Origin of the sequence: Cognatishimia maritima (genome assembly GCF_900129685.1) — a bacterium.
GTDB lineage: Bacteria > Pseudomonadota > Alphaproteobacteria > Rhodobacterales > Rhodobacteraceae > Cognatishimia > Cognatishimia maritima.
On record NZ_FQWM01000005.1, the window covers coordinates 83,261 to 103,721 of the forward strand.

The following is a 20,461-nucleotide window of genomic DNA, read 5'->3' on the forward strand; positions in this document are numbered from 1 at the left end:
CGGCAAAGTCTACCCGGCATTGCGATCAAAGTCACCGATTCAATCACTGGCTGCCCGACAGGCAGATGATCGCCGGTAGCGTGATTAGGCCTTTACGAGACAGGCAATGTAAAATCCGTCCATGCCGCCTTTGTCGGCCCAATAATCTGGGCGTAGTCTCAGGCCGCCTTCTTCGGTGATCCAGTCTTCCTCAACTCCCGGAATTCGCAAGGCGTCGACATCGGCTTTGACATTCGTGTGACGCGTCAAAGCGTCTTCGACCTGGCATTCGCCTTCGTCTGGCAAGAGCGAGCAAGTGCAATAAACCAAGCGCCCACCGGGCTTGAGCAGGTCAATCGCGTGGTCCAGCATGGTGGCTTGCAAATGGATCAACTCCCCAAACTCACTGCCATCTTTGGCATGCGGCAAATCCGGGTGGCGGCGGATGGTTCCGGTCGCAGAACAAGGTGCATCTAGCAGGATCGCCCCCCAGGACCCGGTTTCAACCAATGCATCACCCACCACCAATTCGGCTTCAAGCTTGGTGCGTTTCAGGTTCTCGCGCACGCGCTCCATGCGCGAGGCGTTATTGTCGACTGCGCGCACCTTGGCACCTGCTGCGGCCAGTTGCATGGTTTTGCCGCCCGGGGCGGCGCAGAGTTCTAGAATCGCTTCCTCTTGCTGAGGTTTGAGGATTTGCACGGGTAAAGCCGCCGCTGCATCCTGCACCCACCAGCTGCCTTTCTTAAAGCCCGGCATCATCGAGACCTGCCCGGCCTCCTCCAACCGAACGCTACCGGTCTCTAACAACGTGCCGCCGAGTGAACGCTGCAACGCGCCTTTGTCACCCTTGGCTGTCAAATCCAACGGTGCACCGTCAAAATGCGCTTTCTCGATCGCTTGCATAACATCGCCGCCATAGGCAGAAACCAACGGTTCCCGCAGCCATTTCGGCAGACGCGGAATGCGCAGGCTATCCCATGCCTCTGGTCCGGCGTCGGCCACTTTGCGCAAGACCGCATTGACCAAGCCTTTCATGGTCGCGGTCCGCTTGTTGGCGCCAACGATACTGACGGCACTGTTCACAATGCCGTGCGCCGCTCCGCCTTGGCACAGCTCTACCGTCGCCACCCGCAGCGCATTGCGCACGGTCAGCGGCGGGTACTTCTGCAAGTGTTTTTGCAAAAGGCGATCCGCACGCTCCAACCCACGCAGAGTCTCCAGCGCCAGCCGCTGCGCTGTCGCGCGTTCTGCCGGTTGTAAGCGTTCCAGCGCGCCTGCCGCGATAACTTCAGACAGAAGCCGCCCCTCGCCGATCACCTGATCCAGCAGATAAACTGCCGACCGTCGTGCCTGAACACCTGTTTGCGCCATGTGGGACCTCTTTTGCCATGCCCCACCTTGGTCTTGTCCAAGCGGGATGGGGGCGTATATCAAGAGGCATATTAGAAAGGAAGGCGCACAATGAGCGAATCCGAAAGAGATATCTCGGCATTGCCTGCCGCAGCCCAACGCGCATTGGCAGAGGCAGAGGAGCGCCGCAAGAAAGCTAAGGAGCTGGAACTTGCGCCAGAACTCGGCGGCCGCGATGGCCCGGAACCCGTGCGTTACGGTGATTGGGAAAAAAAGGGAATTGCGGTAGACTTCTGATGTACCCTGCACATCTGTGCCTTGCACTGCGCGCAACCGTGCGCCTTGGTCGCAGGTCTCAGAATTGAACTAACAAGGTTCAAGGCGTAGGTGCAGGTTGTAAACAATTGGAACGCGCTATGACTGAACTGACGATGGACCGCCCATTGATGCCTGCGGTGAAAAAGGGTCTCGCGTTGCGATGCCCAAACTGCGGCGAGGGCAAGATTCTGCACAGCTACCTGAAGGTGCACGACGAATGCTCGGTTTGCCACGAAGAGTTTCATCACCACCGCGCTGATGATGGCCCGGCCTATGTGACCATTCTGATCGTGGGTCACGTGATGATCTTTGCGCTCACCATGATGTGGGAATTCTGGCGTCCATCCGCCTTGACCATGGCGTTGACGATCAGTGCAATCGCGTTGGTAACGGCTTTGGCCATGCTACCGCGCGTCAAAGGCATGATCGTGGCGTATCAGTGGGCCAAACGTATGCACGGATTTGACATCCGCTGACCGCTAAGTCAGAGAATAGCTGGGGTCAAAGCCCCAGCACATCCAACATACTATAGTGACCGGGCATTTTGTCCTGACCCCAAAGTGCCGCCTTTAGAGCGCCGCGCGCGAATATCGCGCGATCGGTTGCGACGTGGCGCAGGGTGATCCGTTCCCCTGCTGCTGCAAAGAGCACATCATGTTCGCCCACGATATCGCCGCCCCGGATCGCGGTGAACCCGATGTCGCCTTTTTTGCGCGCGCCGGTGATGCCATCGCGCCCACGGTCGGACACATCCGCTAGGTCAACGCCACGCCCTGCAGCAGCGGCTTCACCCAGCATCAATGCGGTGCCAGAGGGGGCATCCACTTTGTGGTGGTGGTGCGCTTCGATGATCTCAATGTCAAAATCTTCATCCAACGCGGCCGCGACTTTCTGTGTCAGCACCGTCAGCAGGTTCACCCCAAGGCTCATGTTACCGGCACGCACGATGACCGCATGATAAGAAGCAGGCTCCAGCTGTTTGATCTGTGCATCGGTCATGCCCGTCGTACCGATCACGTGGACCGCACGCGCCTGCGCCGCCAGTTTGGAGAATTCAAGCGTTGCCTCAGGCGCGGTGAAATCGATCACGGCCTGCGCATTGGCAAAGGCTTCAAGCGGTTTGTCGGTCACAGTCACACCCAAGGGTGCGCCCCCCATCGCAACGCCAACATCTTGTCCGATCCAAGCGTGGCCCGTCCGCTCCACCGCGCCCGCCAGTTTCGCCTTATCGCTTTCGACAACAGTCTTGATCAGCATCTGCCCCATGCGGCCCGATGCCCCTGTAATCACGATCCCTGGCAGGTCTTCCATCTTAGTCTCCTATGCGCTATGGCCCTGCCTTTACTGCAATCCGCCCCGCTTGGCAAAGGGGCCGAAAGAGCATAAGTGACGGCTATGGCAAAGAAGAGCTTTCAAGGCGACGCGGGTCCATCCCAGCGTCAGTTGCGGGTCGGTGAGGTTATTCGCCGTGCCCTGTCCGAAGTATTGATGCGTGGCGACCTCCACGACCCGGACCTGAACCGCATGTCGATCACCGTCGGAGAGGTCCGCACCTCGCCTGATTTGCGTATTGCGACGGCCTATGTGCTTCCGCTTGGCGGCAAGGGCAAAGAGGACGTCCTGAAACTTTTGTCTAACAACACTTACGAGTTACGGCGCATCATTGGCAAGAAGCTCGGCCTGAAGCACACGCCGGAGCTGCGGTTTCAGCTTGATCGCACCTATGATCAAATGGACGAAACGCGCCGTCTGCTGGACGATGAACGCGTGCGTCGAGACGTCGGTGCACCGGACGGGGACGAGGGTTGAAGTTTCTGATTGGCCTGATCGCAAGCTTTGCAGTCTGGCCGATTGCCGCCAGCGCGGTCACCTGCAACGAGGATGCCTATCAGGGTGATCGCTACACGGTCTGCAAGGTCGACGCCACAACCGAGGACATCCGACTGTTTCTGCGCGATGATTCCGGCAATATCTACGGTCACTTTGATGCCATCGCGCAAGCACTGCCCGAGACGCAAACCTTAAGTTTTGCGATGAACGGCGGCATGTATCACCCAGACCGCCGCCCGGTTGGATATTACGTCGAAAACGGAAACCAATCTCAGGAGCTTTTTCCGAATGCGGGTCCGGGGAATTTTGGGCTCGTCCCAAACGGTGTCTTCTGCATCCGCGCGGGTCGCGCTGATGTGATTGAATCCAAGCGGTTTCAAAAGGCTGCGACCGCATGTGAATACGCGACTCAATCCGGCCCAATGTTGGTGATTGATGGTGCCCTGCACCCAAAGTTCTTGGAAAACAGCACATCGAAATTCATCCGCAATGGCGTTGGCACCTCAGAAGATGGAACAAAGGTTGTCTTTGTAAAATCTGAGAACAGCGTCACCTTTCACACCTTCGCCAGTTTCTTCAGGGATGCGCTTGGCCTGCCGCAGGCACTGTTTCTGGACGGCAAAATCAGCCGCCTCTATGCGCCATCCATCGGGCGCGACGATCCCGGCTTTTGGATGGGACCGATCATAGGCGTGGTCGAATAAGGCAACCCAAACACCATCGTCAATTGACGACAGGCCCGCTATTTTGTAGGCCGCGCGACTTGTAACAACACCACACGTGAGGACCGCATGGGGCGCACACGCAAAGGCCGCGACATCTCTGGTTGGCTGATCATCGACAAACCCGCCGGGATCACATCAACCGGAGTGGTGAACAAAGTGCGTTGGGCGTTCGGTGCCAAAAAAGCGGGCCACGCCGGCACATTGGACCCAGAAGCGACAGGTGTACTGGCGGTCGCCCTTGGTGAGGCGACAAAGACAATCCCGTTCATCACCGATGCATTGAAATGTTATGAATTCACTGTGCGCCTTGGTCAGGCGACCAATACCGATGACGCCGAGGGAGAAGTGATCGCGGAATCTGATCTGCGGCCCGATGACGGCACGATCAAAGCCACGCTGGGTCAGTTTGTCGGTGATATTCAGCAGGTGCCACCCAAGTTTTCGGCTGTGAAAATTGATGGTCAAAGGGCCTACAAACTCGCCCGCGACGGCGAAGAGGTCGAAATCGCGGCGCGGCCTTTGTGGGTTGAAAGTCTGATCATGCTGGATCGCGAAGATGACGATCATGTGCTGCTTGAACTGACCTGCGGCAAGGGCGGCTATGTGCGGTCCATCGCCCGAGATTTGGGAGAGGCCCTCGGATGTCAGGGGCATGTGCGTGAGTTGCGGCGGGTCTGGTCTGGTCCCTTTGACGTGCAAGATGGAGTGGACCTGGAACAGATCGACGCCCTTGCGAAAACACGAGAGATTGATGACCTTCTCCGCCCGCTGACGGCGGGACTGGTGGACATCCCGGAGGTTACCTGCAGCGATGAGGCCGCCGTAAAGCTGCGCAATGGGAACCCGGCCATGGTGATCACCTCGGGGTTGGACTATGGCGATACCTGTTGGGCCAGCTGTCGCGGCGTCCCAGTTGCCATTGGTGAGTTCAAATCAGGCGAGTTGCATCCAAGCCGTGTATTCGTCCTGCCCGACGCCACATGATCAAGCGACGGTTTCAGAAAGACGACGCGGCCTCTGAGGCGGTTTATTCTGATTGCGAAACCTATCGCTACGCTTTGACGCGCGTTTGGGATGAGCAGAAGCCGCGATTGCTTTACATCATGCTGAACCCCTCAAAGGCGACGGAACAGCAAAACGACCCCACAATTGAACGCTGCGAGCGCCGTGCCCGCGCGCTTGGCTTTGGCGCCTTCTGCGCGGTTAATATCTTTGCCCTGCGCGAAACTGACCCACACCAAATGCGCCGCCACCCTGCGCCTGAAGGTGCAGACAACGCTGCAGAAATCCTGAGGGCTTGCCAATGGGCGGACCACATTGTGGCCGCTTGGGGAGTGCACGGCGCGCATCTTGGGCAAGGACCTCGCACAAAAGACTTTATTCACTATGCAGGTTTCCAATTGCACCATTTCGGATTGACCAAAGGCGGTCACCCAAGGCATCCGCTATATGTACCCTATGCGCAGAAACCAGAACTCTGGCCGCAGGAAGGATAACGATATGACACCTGAGACAGACAAGGCGCTCGACAAGCTGACGGCAGAGGTTCAGCGGCTCAACAGCCATCGCTTTATCCGTGCTCAGAATTCTGTCTGGCGGTTGATCGGCTTTCAGTTCGTGCGTGGCCTTGCCTTTGGCCTTGGATCGGTATTCGGCGCGACACTGCTGGTTTCGATATTGGCATGGAGCATTGCGCAGTTCGAATTCCTGCCTGTCGTCGGGGATTGGGCCGTGCAGATATTGCAATACATCGAGTTGGCGCAATAGATTGCCTGCAAGAAATGGCTTTCAATCCAATAAAATTGGGCTTATACGCCCGCATCCGCCTGTGACTCCGAAGGGAATCGCTGGCACCTCCATGGACCCTGCTGGACGACATCCCGGCTTGTGCCCGTAACCCTTTTGAATAGGAGACCCCGATGTCGATCACTGTTGAAGAAAAAAGCCGCGTGCTGAAAGAATTCGCAACCAAAGAGGGCGACACAGGTTCCCCTGAAGTACAAGTTGCAATCCTGTCTTCCCGCATTGCGACCCTGACAGAGCACTTCAAAACCCACAAAAAAGACAACCACGGTCGTCGTGGCCTTTTGAAAATGGTTGCTCAGCGCCGTAAGCTGCTGGACTACCTGAAGAGTAAAGACGAAGCGCGTTACGCTGACCTGATCAAGCGTCTGGGCCTGCGTCGCTAAGGAATTTCACATTCCGATTTATAGAAACACCCGCTCAATTGAGCGGGTGTTTTTGTTTCTCCGCCCCTGAGAGAATGAACCGATCCGCGTTTCGTGCGTTAGGATTGTGAAGACAGCCAGCACTGAGGGAAAGACCATGAAATGGAGAGGACGGCGGACCAGTCGCCATATCGAAGACCGGCGTGGGCGCAGAGGCATGGGAATCGCCGGAACCGGTGGTCTTGGCGTTCTCGCGATCGTCGTTGTCGGCGCGCTATTTGGTGTCGACCTGACCCCTCTCCTACAGGGGACCTCGACCAGTTACCCGCAAAGCCAGAGCACTGGGACCATTACCGCGGCTGATGAGGAAGCCGCACAATTCGTAAGTGTCACATTGGCGGACACCGAAGAGGTCTGGCAGGCCATTTTTCAGCAGCAATTTGACAGACCCTATGATCCCGCAACACTGGTGCTGTTCAAAGGGGTGACACAATCCCCATGCGGTGGCGCGTCAGGCGCAACTGGCCCCTTTTATTGCCCGGCTGACAACAAGATCTATCTAGATACGCAATTCTTCACAACAATGCGCAGCCGCCTCGGCGCAGGTGGCGACTTCGCAGCTGCCTATGTCGTCGCCCATGAGGTCGCACACCACGTGCAACATGAACTTGGCATTTTGTCCGAAGCAAACCGCATTCGGCGCGCAGCTTCAGAACGTGAATCAAACGCGATTTCCGTGCGTATCGAATTGCAGGCTGATTGTTTCTCCGGCATTTGGGCACGGCGCGCGGATCAGAAATTTGGCTCGCTCGAACAGGGCGATGTTGAAGAAGCTATGAACGCCGCGAAACAAATCGGCGACGACACACTTCAGCGCAACGCGGGCCGTGTTCCACGACCACACACCTACACCCACGGTACAAGTGAACAGCGCCAAAGCTGGTTCTTGCGTGGCTTTCAATCCGGCGACGTGCGTGACTGTGACACCTTCAGCGCGGCCGCTCTTTAACCTCTAGATCAGCAGGACGAGCGTTCGGCATGTGCGGGTGAAATGCCCCAACGCTCACGCAGGTCTGCGACAGGGGTTTTCCTTCCCTTTGCCAGAAAAGTGATGTATGGCCCGAACCTATCTGAGACGAGTGCACAGGCCTCGGCACGCGAAAGAAAGATAGATGAGGTCGGTGGCAATGGGGCCACCATGTAATCGGGAGACCCGGAGGGCCGGGAGTGCTCCTACTTAGGATACGATGATGTTCACAGAAACTAAGAATTCGATGCAGTGGGGGGAAGAAACCCTCACTCTGGAAACGGGCAAGGTTGCCCGTCAGGCAGACGGCAGCGTTATCGCCACTTTGGGCGAAACCAGCGTCATGGCCAACGTGACCTTTGCGAAGGCACCAAAACCAGGTCAGGATTTTTTCCCTCTGACCGTGCACTACCAAGAAAAATACTATGCTGCCGGTAAAGTCCCTGGCGGCTTCTTTAAGCGCGAAGCGCGTCCAACTGAAAAAGAAACACTGACCGCGCGCCTGATCGACCGTCCGATCCGCCCGCTGTTCGTTGAAGGCTTCAAGCACGAAGTTCTCGTGATGTGTACAGTTCTGTCCCACGATCTGGTCAATGACCCAGACATCGTGGCGATGATCGCGGCCTCCGCAGCGCTGACCATTTCCGGTGTTCCATTCATGGGCCCAATCGCGGCAGCGCGTGTTGGTTTCGTAGATGGCGAATACATCCTGAACCCTGAGGTTGAGGATATGGATCAGCTGCGCACCAAGCCAGACCAGCGTCTGGACCTTGTTGTCGCAGGGACCAAAGACGCCGTGATGATGGTCGAATCTGAAGCATACGAACTGTCCGAAGCAGAAATGCTGGGCGCAGTGAAGTTTGCACATGAAAGCTTCCAGCCGGTTATCGACCTGATCATTGATCTGGCGGAAGATGCTGCGAAGGAGCCATTTGATTTCCAAGCGCCTGATTATTCTGAGCTTTACGCAGCAGTGTCTGCCGCAGGCGAAGAGCAAATGCGTGCGGCATTCGCGATCACCGACAAACAAGAGCGCACAACAGCTGTTGCTTCAGCCCGCGAAACGATCAAAGCAGCGCTGAGCGAAGAGCAACTCGAAGACGCGAACCTCGGTTCGGCGATGAAAAAGCTCGAAGCAAGCATCCTGCGCGGTGACGTTGTCAAAGGCGGCAAGCGCATCGACGGTCGTGACACCACAACCGTACGTCCAATCGTTGCGGAAACTGGCCTCTTGCCACGGACCCATGGTTCTGCCCTGTTTACACGCGGCGAAACCCAAGGTCTGGTTGTGACCACTCTGGGCACCGGTGACGATGAACAGATCATCGACGCGCTGCACGGCAACTTCCGTTCGAACTTCCTGCTGCACTACAACTTCCCTCCATACTCTGTTGGTGAAGTTGGTCGTGTGGGTGGCCCAGGTCGTCGTGAAATCGGTCACGGTAAACTGGCATGGCGCGCGCTGCAGGCGGTTCTGCCAGCGGCAACCGATTTCCCATACACCGTCCGCGTTGTGTCTGAGATCACTGAATCCAACGGTTCGTCTTCGATGGCATCCGTTTGTGGTGGCTCTCTTTCCATGATGGACGCAGGCGTTCCGCTGAAATCTGCGGTGGCTGGCGTTGCGATGGGTCTGATCCTCGAAGAAGACGGCTCTTACGCGATCCTGACCGACATCTTGGGTGACGAAGATCACCTCGGTGACATGGACTTCAAAGTAGCGGGTACCGAAAACGGCATCACGTCGCTTCAGATGGACATCAAGGTTGCGGGCATCACACCTGAAATCATGGAAAAAGCTCTGGCACAGGCGAAAGACGGCCGGATGCACATCCTGGGTGAGATGAACAAAGCACTGTCTGGCACATCGGAGTTCTCTGTCCACGCGCCTCGTATCGAGACCATGAACATCCCAACCGACAAGATCCGTGAAGTGATCGGGTCTGGCGGTAAGGTGATCCGTGAGATCGTGGAAGTGTCTGGCGCGAAGGTCGACATCAACGACGAAGGCGTGATCAAGATCGCATCTCCGAACGGTGAATCGATCCAGAAAGCCTATGACATGATCTATGCGATCGTGGCAGAGCCAGAAGAAGGCGCGATCTACACCGGTAAGGTTGTGAAAATCGTCGACTTCGGTGCTTTCGTGAACTTCTTTGGCAAGCGCGATGGTCTGGTGCACGTATCCCAGATCGAAAACCGCCGCCTGAACCACCCATCTGACGTTCTGAAAGAGGGTCAAGAAGTGAAAGTGAAACTGCTTGGTTTTGATGACCGCGGCAAGGTTCGCCTGTCCATGAAAGTGGTTGATCAGGAAACCGGCGAAGAGGTCGTCCCTGAGAAGAAAGAAAAAGCGGACGACTAAAAAGTCGCCTTGCTAGTTTAAAACGCCCCGTTCTTTGCGGGGCGTTTTTTTATGGGCGTTTAATTGAGCCTAATATGCGCTTGGCCGCCGCGCGATATCTGCGAATTACTCTGAGCCGTCCTCGCAGCAACATATCAAGATTGAGACGGTGCCAAGGCTTCCATGAGCCAGTGAAATGTATCACAGCGGGCTGATCCAATGCTCCGACCTCCGACTCGCGCAGGAAATCAAGGTTTTCTAAATTTCTGGAGAGTTTCTGTCTTTCCGCCCATGCGTCGTTCCATCGTAGCGGTAGGAACGATGTTTGTCCTATGAAGAGGGAGTTCAAGTGGTCTTGGTCCAACATTGGATATTGGTTCGCCCGTGAGACATCTGTCATGGCGTCGACAAGTGCTGGTTTTTCGCGAATTCTGTCACAGTCGAATAGCAATAATCCGGCGTTAAAATATTCGCTGATCGGCGCATCGTGCATGATCGATTGAATATGAAGCAAAGTTTTGTCTTCTGCGGACCTACCTTTAGCCAACCGTGACAGCATCAAAGGATCTCTGACGGCACCCAACAGGGACTGCCCCAGATCAATTTCGAAAAGTTTTGCGACGTCGTCACAGATCAACATATCTGAATCAAGATAGAGTATTTTGCCTGTGATCCACTGCGGCAGATACATACGCGCCAATGTAACCAAGGTTATCTTTGAATTTTTCTGCTCGGCTCCAACGAACAATCCGCTGCTAAGTTCGTGAAATGTCAGCCGAGCGTTATGCAGAAGACACAGCTTCTCAATGGCATTTCGATCGACCGCAAGGAGAGCGTATCCAAGAAAATGAACATCAACGCGATGCCTGCAATTTTCCAGAACCGATCCGAGTGCAACTATGGCTGCATCGAGCATGTTTCGGTCGGTCGCAATAGCAATCTGTATTTTGTCTATTTCTGACACGTTTTCCGCTCCAGAGAATTGAGCTAGTTTCGCTTCTTAGCGTCACGATGCAGGATGTCTTGTGCGCGGATTTGTCCACGTCGCACAAGGTCTTCATCTGGAAACTGAGCCGCACATAGATAAGCCATGAAAACGTTGCGATTGCCAAGACTGAACGACCAATTTTCCGGATCCTGAAAGTAATTCCGCAGGTCATCTGGACCTTTTATCTTTTCGACCAAACCCGTAAGCCCAAACATGGCGTTCCCCATGATTGCGACTGGTTTGTCATAAAAAAAACCCTGCAATCCGACTGATGAATTGATGGTAATGACGCCGCGACTCGCTTGAAGTTGCTGCACTGTATCGGTCGAATTGTCTATGCGGAACTTTTCGTTCTGCATTGCCATCAGATCGTTCGTCATTGAGTGACGCGAGGAGGGATGTTCCTTGACTCTTACGTGCCAACCCGCTGGAAGATACGCACTAGCCCGGTAGATTTCATCGACCGAATGTCTGACAGAGCGTACCCAATCTCCGTAGACTGTAATCTGACTGTCGCCCTCTACCTGCAACGGAAAAAAAACATAGTTCTCTTTTCTGAGTTCTGCGCATGCATCATTTTGTCCGACTGATGCATTGTGCGTCGCCTCTCGCGATTTAAGGGCACGACCCATCGCGCGCCATTCTGTGTCATCCACCGTGTTCTCTTCGCACCAATTTTCATAAAATTCTAATTGGTGCGGTAAGCTACTACCGTAGTTTACGCCACGAGTGTCGATAGCGAGCTTCCCTGGTAGAGGAGCTTCCTCGAAGTAAAAAACTCCGATCCCAAGTTCTTTTGCCGCTTCCACAAGGAGAGCCCGGTGACCTTTAATACCGTTCCAAACCAGCAGATATTCTGGCTTCCGTTGTTTAAGGAAGCGATGGCTCCAACGGTATTGTGACTTCAAAACCCATCGCTTTAGAGCCAGCTTCAAACCTTTGGCGCTATTTGAGCGGCTGGATTCCAACGCTTGTTGCAACACCTGACGCGATGGAGCACCTCCCCAAAAAAGTAGCCCGACATTGTCGAAGTATTCGACGGTGTGCCCAGCGCAAAAGCCGGTAGCGATTTCGCGAAATCGCTGTCTGCGCGCAGTGTGGACAAGGAATTTCTTCTGTTGACCATTATTTGCGGGAGCATAATTCAACTAGTTGTCACCGTAGCTAATTTGGGACTTGCTCTTCGACAGCCCAGGTTAAATTACTCTTACTCTGTGTAATTCTCGTAAAGCAAGTGTGCCAGTTTTTAGGTCGCACTCAAACTCTCTGACCAAATGCCAAAAGTCTCATTTGATTGTTGAAGGCACGGAAAAGCAAAGTATCTCAATACCCCGCCTTTGCCCTGAAACTCAGCCCTTTACCGCTCTCAGGATGGTTGATCCGCAATTCCTCGGAATGCAGCATAAGGCGCTGATGCTCTACTGTCGTTTCGGGCGCGTATAGTGGATCACCCAAGATCGGATGCCCAAGCGCCAGCATGTGGACGCGCAGTTGGTGGCTGCGACCTGTTTTTGGGAACAGTCTTATGCGGCTTTCTGAATCACTGACTTTCAGCACACGCCAATCCGTCACCGCAGGCTTGCCTGTTTCGTGGCAGACCTTTTGTAGGGGGCGGTTTGGCCAATCGACAATCAGCGGCAGGTCGACGGTGCCAGTCTTCTCTGCCACCCTGCCCTGCACGCGTGCGACATAGGTTTTCTTGGTGCTGCGTTTTTCAAACTGCATCGAGATATCGCGCTGCGCATGAGGTGTAAGCGCAAAAACAATCACGCCTGATGTGTCTCGATCCAGCCGATGCACCAGCAAGGCATCCGGGAACACCGCCTGTACGCGGCTCAGCAGACAATCCGCCAGATGCGCGCCTTTGCCCGGCACGGACAATAAACCACTTGGTTTATTGACGACAACAATGTGGCCGTCCTCATAGAGGATATCCAAAGGGTCTTGTGGCGGATCATATGGCGTAATCTCAGTCATGCGCCGGGGATAGCCTCCCCTGCACAATTGAACAAGATCACGCGCTGCGCATTTGGCGCACCATGCTGATCGTATAGATCACCAAGGCGGTCCAGATCATCGGGAATGCTATGAGCCGACTTTGATCCAAATCTTCACCAAATAAGAAGACCGCGATGATAAAGATCATGCTGGGCGCGATGTATTGCAGGATACCCGCCGTCGAGAGGCGGATCAGTTTCGCGCCATTGGCATAAATCATCAAAGGCACTGCGGTGACAACGCCAGCCGCCAGTAGGATCCAACTATCGCGCGTGTTGGTCAGGAACACACCGTCACCCATGGCTGCGATGTAGATGAGGTATCCTGTGGCTGGAATGGAAAGGATCAGGACCTCTAGCAGGAAACCTTGGTTTGGCCCAATGGGCAGTGACTTTTTGCAATAGGCATAAAAACCCCAGCTGAGTGTCAGTCCGAGAGGTATCCATGGTGGGGCAGGCGATGCCACAAATAGGACGATGACGGCGAGAGCGGCTAGCGCGATGGAAACCTGCTGCGCCCTGCTCGGACGCTCCCCCAGCAGGACCGTAGCAAGAAACATCGAAAACAACGGATTGATGTAATAGCCGAGCGCAGCATCTGCCGTGCGACCAATCGAAATGGCATAGACGTAGATGCCCCAATTCAGCGACACGAGCGCCGCGGTGACACAGGCCATGGCCAACATGCGCGGGTTCCGGATGGCATCGCGCAAATCATTGGTACGCCCAAGATACCACAAAACAGCACCGGCAATCGGCACGGACCAGATCACTCGATGCGCAACCACTTCGACGGGCGGCACATGCGTCAAGTGCTTCATGTAAAGGGGCAAGAACCCCCACATCACGTAGGCTGTTATGGCCAAAGCCAATCCGCGCGGCGTGTCCTGATTTTGCTGGGTCATTGGCGAAGTCCGTTCAAACGTCTCCGCTACTTAAACCGCTATCGACGGCGACGTCATCACGCATCGCATGAATTTTCGTGATGCTAGAACCCGCCGGAAGTGATGAGTTGCCGCTACCTCTGGTTGCGGCAACTCTGATTTTCGCAAAAATTACGCTTTCACGCGCTCTGATGTCGGGTCGTACATCGGCTTCAGCGAGGCCTCGGCCTTCACGCGTGTGCCCATGACGTCGATCTCATAAGTGGATGCCAAAACATCCGCCGCTTTCTCGCCTGCAGACGGCACGTAGCCCAAACCAATGGCTGCCCCAAGGTGGTGGCCATAGGCACCAGAGCAGAGGTAACCAACCACTTCGCCGTCCCGCAAAACAGGTTCGTTGTGATACAGCAGCGGCTCTGGGTCGGTCAGTTTGAATTGCAACAAGCGGCTCTGTGGACCAGTTTCCTTACGCTCCAGCACCGCTTCTCGGCCAATGAAGTCTGGCTTATCGGTTTTCACGGCAAAACCCAGACCGGCGTCGACCACGTGGTCTTCGCATGTGATGTCATGACCGAAGTGGCGGTAGCCTTTTTCGATCCGGCAGGTATCCATCATGTGCATGCCGCAGAGTTTCAGGTCGAGGTCCTGACCGGCTTCCCACAGGGTTTCAAACGCATGGCCAGCCATGTCGGAGGAGACATAGACCTCCCAACCCAGCTCACCCACGTAGGTCACGCGGTGTACACGCGCGAGGCCCATACCCAGCTCGATTTCCTGAGCGGTGCCAAATGGGTTTGTGGCGTTAGAGAAGTCATTCGGGGAGACCATTTCCAACAGTTTGCGAGAGTTTGGACCCATTACAGCCAGCACGGCTTCGCCAGCAGTCACGTCAGTGATGACAACGTTGAAGTCACGCTTGTTGCGCATCATCCAAGTTTGGTCCGCCAGTCGTGTCGCCGCCGGTGTCACTACCAGATATGCGGTTTCAGAGATGCGTGTCACGGTGACGTCCGCCTCGATACCACCGGTGCGGTTCAGGAACTGGGTGTAGACAATCTTGCCCACTGGCACGTCATACTGACCGCCGCCCACGTAGTTCATGAAGGCAGTCGCATCTGGGCCTTCCACGCGGATTTTACCGAAGGAAGACATGTCATACATGCCAACGTTTTCGCGGATCGCTTTGTGTTCGCGCGCAACGTTGTCAAAGAAATTCTGACGCTTCCAGCTGTATTCGTATTCCGCTTTCTGGCCCGCATCCGCGATCCAGTTCGCGCGTTCCCAGCCTGCGAACTCACCCATGACGGCATTGTTTTGCAGCAAGTGGTGATGCACCGGGGATCGGCGCACGCCGCGTGCAGTGTCTTTCTGCTTGAATGGGAAGTGGTCTTTGAACAAGAGACCCAGCGTTTCGCGAGAGCGCTCTTCCAGGTACTTTGTGTTGCCTTGGAAGGGTTGCATCCGCGCGATGTCAACGTCGCCCAAATCAAATGGACGCTCGCCTGTGTCCATCCACTCTGCCAGCGCCATACCTGCGCCGCCTGCGGATTGGATACCGATGGAGTTAAAGCCCGCCGCGACCCAGAAATTGTCCATCTCTGGCGCGAGGCCAAGGTGGTAGGCGTCATCCGGGGTGAAGGATTCAGGACCGTTGAAGAAGGTGTGAATACCCGCTTCTCCCAAGAGCGGCATCCGCTCAACCGCCATTTCGAGGATCGGTTCGAAGTGATCGAAATCTTCTGGCAGCTGGTCGAATTCAAAGTCTGACGGGATGCCATCGACGGCCCATGGCTTGGCTTCTGGTTCAAAAGCCCCGAGCAGCATCTTGCCGGCGTCTTCTTTGTAATAAGCGTATTCGTCAGGCACGCGCAGAACGGGCAGCTGTGTCATACCTTCGATGTTTTCGGTTACGATGTAGAAGTGCTCACACGCTTGCAGAGGCACGTTCACGCCAGCCATCTTACCGACTTCACGGCCCCACATGCCGCCACAGTTCACAACCATGTCGCATTCAATGGTGCCAGACGCGGAACCGTCATCAGATTCCCAAGTCACGCCGGTGACCTTGCGACCGTCCTTGACGAAACCGGTGACCTTTGTGCGTTCTTTCACCAAGGCGCCGTTCTGTTTGGCCCCTTTCGCGAGTGCCAGCGCGATGTTGGCTGGGTCTCCCTGACCGTCCAATGGCAGGTAAACCGCGCCTTTGATGCCTTCGAGGTTGATGTGCGGATAAAGCTCTTTCACGCGTTCGTTAGAAATCTCTTCGACCTCAACACCAAATGCGCGGGCCATGGCTGCCTGGCGGTAGATCTCTTCTTTGCGCTCTTCGGTCAGAGCGACGGTGATCGACCCGTTGCGCTTGAACCCGGTTGCAACGCCGGTTTCTTCTTCCAGCGTGCCGTAAAGCTCTTGCGAGTATTTCGCGAGCTTCGTCATGTTCTTCGTCGCGCGAAGCTGAGCGATCAGACCAGCGGCATGCCACGTGGTGCCGGAGGTCAGCTGTTTGCGCTCAAGCAGAACAATGTCGTTCCACCCTTTTTTCGCCAGGTGATAGGCGACCGAACACCCGATAACGCCGCCGCCAACGATGACAACACGTGCTTTTGCTGGAATATCGCTCATGACTTATGATCCTCTGAATTCTGGAATCATTGCTGCCATGATTTAAAGACATCTAATGCATTGTTTGCGACTTAAATGGCGGAAATTCCACGCTGGGTCACAGATTCTGCGCGGCCCTGCGTTGCTTCCTGAGGACGGCCGGAGTGATGCCGTAAAAGCTTTTGTAGAGACCTGAAAACCCGTTGCTGAAACCGCAGGCCAGACCCACGTCGCGCACGCTCATCGTGGTGTTCAAAAGCAGGTTATTGGCCTTGGTCAACCGCAGTTCCCGATAGAACCGGTTTGGCGTCGTATTCAGGTGTAGCCGGAATTTTCGCTCCAGCGAACGGTTGGACAGGCTAAGGACCTTGACCAACTCTCCAATCGGCAGTGGGTCTTCGATATTGGCCTGCATAATCTCGATACACTGGTCCAGCTCACAGTCGCCCGTAACCGTCCCCATCGCGCCGGAAAACGGCTGCATGGTCGAGAAATCGCGGATTTTGTCGTGTAACAGAATGTTGGCAACTGCCAGCTTTGTGGCCGGAGAGACGTGCTGGCCAATCATGGCAAGTGTCACGTCATAGGTTGTGCCCATGCCGGCACAGGTCACAATGCCACCATCCTGCGCGGCAATCGCGTGGCCGGTTTCAATCAGGCTGCCGCGTTCTTTCAGAAGTTCGGTGTTTTCCCAATGGGTGGTATGGGAGGCTATCTTGTCGCCGCTGTCCTTGATGTATCGGCTTGCTGCCTCGGCCAACAAGAAAACGATTCCCTGCCGGTTCGTATAGCGATCTATGACCTTTTTCAGGGCAAGCGCAGGGCAATCCGGGTCGGCGTTCCCAATCACAAAAAGATAGGCCGCATCAGGGCGGTCCTCATAGGGCAGCGCATTCACCATGGCGCCGCTGCTAGAGGTGACCGACCCGCCATTGGCGGATCGGTAGTTCCATTTGAAAACAGGCAGGGCACTTACGCGGTTGGCCAATCGCAAAGGGTCCACAACCCCGGCAAGTTCGGTCAGAACGAAGCCATCTGCGACGATGATATCAACTTCTGTAATGTGCCCTGTGCCATTCATGCGCGTAGACGCTCGTTTTCTGGGTCCCAAAGTGGTTGGTCCGGCTGGACAACTGCTTTGCAGCGTTCGCCAAAGATTTCGACCTCGAGTTCGGTACCGGGTTCAGTCAATTCGCTGCGGACGACGCCCAAAGCGATGGATTTGTTCACACGGTAACCGTAGTTGCCCGATGTGGTTTCCCCCACAACTTCGCCGTCTTTCCATACTGTAGACATGTATGGGGCATCGGCGAACGGTGCGTCAACAACCAGCGTGACAAAGCCTTTTTTGGATCCGGCTTCTGCTTCGGCAGCCAAAGCTGCCTTGCCAGGGAAGTCCTGTTCCTTGTTCAGGCGCACGAAACGACCCAAGCCGCCTTCGAACATGGAGTAGTCGGTCGATAGATCGCCCTTCCATGTGCGATAGCCTTTTTCGATCCGCATTGAGTCCAGAGCGAACATGCCAAACGGTGCTGCCCCTGCGTCGCGAATAGCTGTGTAGACCTCTGCTGCGTTCTCGGTTGCAACGTGAACTTCCCAGCCGAGTTCGCCAACAAAGCTGACCCGTGCCAGTAGCGCGTCGTGACCTGCCACTTTGCCGCTCTGCAGGCTCAACCAGCCGCTGGTCAGGTCCGCATCAGAGATCGAAGACAAGAGATCGCGCGACTTTGGACCGGTCACCAGCATGGTGGTGAACTCTTTGGAAACGTCCTTCAGTTCCAGACCTTCTGGCAGGTTGTTCCGCAGCAAGTCAAAGTCGTGCCACTGGGCAACAGCTGCCGTCATCAGGGTGAAGTCATCTTCACCGTGACGGATGCAGGACATCTCTGTCAGGATACGACCACGGGAGTCAGCGAAGTAGATCAGGTTCATGCGACCCGCCTTTGGCAGAGCGCCCGCAACCATGGTCCGCAGCCATTCCGCCGCGCCTTCGCCTTTCAGCGTGAAACGAGAGAAGCCGCACATATCGATGACGCCAACGCCATCACGCACTGCTTCGACTTCTTCTTTGACGCGTGCCGTCCAAGAGCCGTCACGTGCCCATGTTTCGGTCCCCTCTTCAGAGGTATCGTCACCGTCCTTGGCAAACCAGTTCGCGCGTTCCCAACCGTTGTAAGCCCCCATTTGGCCGCCATCAGCAACCAGACGTTCGTGGTTTGGCGACAGCTTTTTGTCGCGTGCCGCAGGCCATTCGTGATGCGGGAAGTGCATCGCGTATTCGTGGCCATAAGTTTCCAGCGCTTTCTTGAGGCTAAAGTCCGCATCCGCGTGGTCGGTGTAACGACGGCCATCAACCGCCCACATATCCCATTCGGTCTCGCCGTGCATGATCCATTCAGCCATGGTTTTACCTGCACCACCGCCCTGCGCGATGCCGAAGGTAAAGCTGTGCGCTTCAAACGCGTTCTTAACACCAGGCATTGGGCCCATCATAGGCAGGCCGTCGGGCGCATAGGGGATTGGGCCGTTGATCACCCGACCAACGCCTTGGGTGCCGAGCAGCGGCACACGTGCCATCGCGTCTTCGATGTACCATTCCAGACGGTCCAGATCGTCCGGGTACAGCTGGAACGAGAAGTCATGCGGCATTGGGTCGTCTTCGGTGATCCAATGCGCTTTACAGTTACGCTCGTATGGGCCGAGGTTCAGACCGTAGTTGTCCTGACGCAGGTAGTAAGACGTGTCCACGTCGCGGATCATTGGCAGGTGGCCGCCGCCGTTTGCGATTGTCCATTCTTTGATCTCTGGGATCTCTTCGGTCAGGAAATACTGGTGAGACATAACCGTCAAAGGCACGTCACGACCACCGTAAGGCTTGAACCATTCGCCAACGCGCGCGGCGTAATAGCCTGCGGCGTTCATCACGTAATCGCAGCTGATGTCGCCTTTTTCTGTGTGCACAATCCAACCGTTGCCATCACGGCTTACGCCGGTCGCTGGGCAAAAACGTTGGATGTTTGCGCCTAGATCACGCGCGCCTTTGGCCATCGCCTGTGTCAGCTGAGCCGGATCGATGTCGCCATCCAGCGGATCCCACAGCGCGCCTTCCAAATCATGGGTTTCCATGAACGGGTAGTAGTCTTGGATCTGGTGCGGCTCCAGCATGTCCATTTGCAGACCTTGGTAGCGGCCCATAGAAGCTACACGCTCAAATTCCTGCATACGCTTCTTGGTGTGCGCCAGACGGATGGCACCGGTCACGTGGTAGTTGATCGGATAATCGACGTCGTCGGCCAACGTGCGATACATTTCCAGCGAATACCGCTGCATGTTCATCACGGCCCAAGAGCCTGCAAAGTTCGGAGTGTTCCCTGCCGCGTGCCAGGTTGACCCTGCTGTCAGCTCGTTCTTTTCGACAAGCACACAGTCAGACCATCCCGCTTTGGCAAGGTGGTAGAGCGTTGAGACACCGACGACACCGCCGCCAATGATCACAACACGTGCAGTTGTTGGAAATTCAGCCATTATTTTCTCTCATTTGAAGTGTGGGGTTTGGCCCCGTTTTCGCAGTAGTGGCCTTGCGCTGTGCAAGGCGCTTTGTTTCAAGCATTGCGAGGCCTTTGCCATCGCTTTGCTCGGAATTCGTTATGACGCCGCGCTGCATGTCGACCTCAATAAACGGGCGGTGCGATCACCCAGATCGCCTTTGCCGGTTCATCAAACGGATTTGCCCAAAGATAGGCTTCGCCACGAATGCGGAAACTGTCGCCGGACTGGATCAGGAATTCGCGTTCACCAATCGTCAGCTGCAGCTTGCCAGAAATCAGGTAGCCGACCTCTTGCGTCGGGCGCGAAATCCGCTGTTTTAGTCTCGAATGCGGCTGAAAGGTGGAGTGCACCATTTCAAAGTCGTCCGTCAGATCGGGCGAGAGCAGTTCTTCGATCAATCCTTCTTCATGGGAGCCAATGGGCCGACGAGACCCGGCCCGCACCACGTAGCCAAGCTCCGCTGCCGGCGTATCGTTTTGCCCAAAAAGCAGCGACATCGGAACATCAAGGCAACGCGCAATCACTTGCAGATCTGAAATCGAAGGCTCTGATTTGTCCCGCTCAACCTGGCTGAGCCACCCGACAGAACGGCCCAGTTGCTCTGCCATATCAATCAGGGTCAGCCCCCGCGCCTTGCGCAGGGCGCGCAGGTCGGCACCCAGTGATTTCGCAAAAGAAGTTGGGCCTTGCAGCATGAC

The 20,461-nt window shown here is 55.6% G+C and carries 20 protein-coding genes; 10 read left to right on the forward strand and 10 right to left on the reverse strand.

The window, feature by feature from the left end:
* Positions 1-84 precede the first annotated feature (84 nt).
* On the reverse strand, positions 85-1,353 hold the full coding sequence (locus BUA39_RS11560) for an RsmB/NOP family class I SAM-dependent RNA methyltransferase (RefSeq protein WP_072793371.1): 1,269 nt from the start codon (positions 1,351-1,353) through the stop codon (positions 85-87).
* Positions 1,354-1,443: 90 nt separating this feature from the next.
* On the opposite strand from BUA39_RS11560, the gene BUA39_RS11565 reads away from it, so the two are divergent.
* Positions 1,444-1,629 (forward strand): DUF1674 domain-containing protein, encoded by a 186-nt coding sequence (locus BUA39_RS11565; RefSeq protein ID WP_072793372.1) that lies wholly within the window; start codon positions 1,444-1,446, stop codon positions 1,627-1,629.
* Positions 1,630-1,748: 119 nt separating this feature from the next.
* Positions 1,749-2,126, forward strand: a complete 378-nt coding sequence (locus BUA39_RS11570) for a DUF983 domain-containing protein (protein ID WP_072793373.1) — start codon at positions 1,749-1,751, stop codon at positions 2,124-2,126.
* Positions 2,127-2,151: 25 nt separating this feature from the next.
* On the opposite strand, the gene dapB is transcribed toward BUA39_RS11570, so the two are convergent.
* Positions 2,152-2,961: a 4-hydroxy-tetrahydrodipicolinate reductase gene (dapB, locus tag BUA39_RS11575; RefSeq protein ID WP_072793374.1), complete on the reverse strand. Its 810-nt coding sequence runs from the start codon at positions 2,959-2,961 to the stop codon at positions 2,152-2,154.
* An 84-nt stretch (positions 2,962-3,045) separates the two neighbouring features.
* Between dapB and rbfA the strand changes: the two genes are divergently transcribed.
* From rbfA to pnp, 8 genes are all read left to right on the forward strand, one after another.
* Positions 3,046-3,459, forward strand: a complete 414-nt coding sequence (rbfA, locus tag BUA39_RS11580) for a 30S ribosome-binding factor RbfA (protein ID WP_072793375.1) — start codon at positions 3,046-3,048, stop codon at positions 3,457-3,459.
* A complete protein-coding gene (locus tag BUA39_RS11585) occupies positions 3,456-4,184 on the forward strand; it encodes a phosphodiester glycosidase family protein (RefSeq protein ID WP_110721846.1) in 729 nt (242 codons plus the stop codon). The genes rbfA and BUA39_RS11585 overlap by 4 nt, the downstream gene beginning before the upstream one ends.
* A gap of 87 nt (positions 4,185-4,271) precedes the next feature.
* A complete protein-coding gene (gene truB / locus BUA39_RS11590; protein ID WP_072793376.1) occupies positions 4,272-5,189 on the forward strand; it encodes a tRNA pseudouridine(55) synthase TruB in 918 nt (305 codons plus the stop codon).
* Positions 5,186-5,701: a DUF1643 domain-containing protein gene (locus BUA39_RS11595; RefSeq protein ID WP_110721847.1), complete on the forward strand. Its 516-nt coding sequence runs from the start codon at positions 5,186-5,188 to the stop codon at positions 5,699-5,701. Before truB ends, BUA39_RS11595 begins: the two co-directional genes overlap by 4 nt.
* Positions 5,702-5,705: 4 nt before the next feature.
* On the forward strand, positions 5,706-5,972 hold the full coding sequence (locus tag BUA39_RS11600) for a DUF5665 domain-containing protein (protein ID WP_072793378.1): 267 nt from the start codon (positions 5,706-5,708) through the stop codon (positions 5,970-5,972).
* 152 nt (positions 5,973-6,124) lie between these two features.
* On the forward strand, positions 6,125-6,394 hold the full coding sequence (rpsO, locus tag BUA39_RS11605) for a 30S ribosomal protein S15 (protein WP_072793379.1): 270 nt from the start codon (positions 6,125-6,127) through the stop codon (positions 6,392-6,394).
* 136 nt (positions 6,395-6,530) lie between these two features.
* Entirely contained in the window at positions 6,531-7,382 is an 852-nt protein-coding gene (ypfJ, locus tag BUA39_RS11610) for a KPN_02809 family neutral zinc metallopeptidase (RefSeq protein ID WP_072793380.1), read from the forward strand.
* Positions 7,383-7,623: 241 nt separating this feature from the next.
* A complete protein-coding gene (gene pnp, locus BUA39_RS11615) occupies positions 7,624-9,765 on the forward strand; it encodes a polyribonucleotide nucleotidyltransferase (RefSeq protein WP_072793517.1) in 2,142 nt (713 codons plus the stop codon).
* A gap of 49 nt (positions 9,766-9,814) precedes the next feature.
* Here the strand turns inward: pnp and BUA39_RS11620 are convergent, their stop codons facing one another.
* The 8 genes from BUA39_RS11620 to BUA39_RS11655 all read right to left on the reverse strand — a co-directional run bounded on the left by BUA39_RS11620 (position 9,815) and on the right by BUA39_RS11655 (position 20,458).
* Positions 9,815-10,708 carry a glycosyltransferase family 8 protein gene (locus BUA39_RS11620; protein ID WP_072793381.1) on the reverse strand — a complete coding sequence of 298 codons (894 nt, stop codon included), beginning with the start codon at positions 10,706-10,708 and terminating at the stop codon, positions 9,815-9,817.
* A gap of 23 nt (positions 10,709-10,731) precedes the next feature.
* Positions 10,732-11,880 carry a capsular polysaccharide export protein, LipB/KpsS family gene (locus BUA39_RS11625; RefSeq protein WP_072793382.1) on the reverse strand — a complete coding sequence of 383 codons (1,149 nt, stop codon included), beginning with the start codon at positions 11,878-11,880 and terminating at the stop codon, positions 10,732-10,734.
* 175 nt (positions 11,881-12,055) lie between these two features.
* Entirely contained in the window at positions 12,056-12,709 is a 654-nt protein-coding gene (locus BUA39_RS11630; protein ID WP_072793383.1) for an RluA family pseudouridine synthase, read from the reverse strand.
* Positions 12,710-12,746: 37 nt separating this feature from the next.
* Positions 12,747-13,634 (reverse strand): EamA family transporter RarD, encoded by an 888-nt coding sequence (rarD, locus tag BUA39_RS11635; protein WP_072793384.1) that lies wholly within the window; start codon positions 13,632-13,634, stop codon positions 12,747-12,749.
* A 150-nt stretch (positions 13,635-13,784) separates the two neighbouring features.
* Entirely contained in the window at positions 13,785-16,235 is a 2,451-nt protein-coding gene (locus BUA39_RS11640; protein WP_072793385.1) for a GcvT family protein, read from the reverse strand.
* A 97-nt stretch (positions 16,236-16,332) separates the two neighbouring features.
* Positions 16,333-17,295, reverse strand: a complete 963-nt coding sequence (locus BUA39_RS11645) for a GlxA family transcriptional regulator (RefSeq protein ID WP_072793386.1) — start codon at positions 17,293-17,295, stop codon at positions 16,333-16,335.
* On the reverse strand, positions 17,292-19,739 hold the full coding sequence (locus tag BUA39_RS11650) for a GcvT family protein (protein WP_072793387.1): 2,448 nt from the start codon (positions 19,737-19,739) through the stop codon (positions 17,292-17,294). Before BUA39_RS11650 ends, BUA39_RS11645 begins: the two co-directional genes overlap by 4 nt.
* 146 nt (positions 19,740-19,885) lie before the next feature.
* Entirely contained in the window at positions 19,886-20,458 is a 573-nt protein-coding gene (locus tag BUA39_RS11655) for a helix-turn-helix domain-containing protein (RefSeq protein WP_072793388.1), read from the reverse strand.
* Positions 20,459-20,461 lie beyond the last annotated feature (3 nt).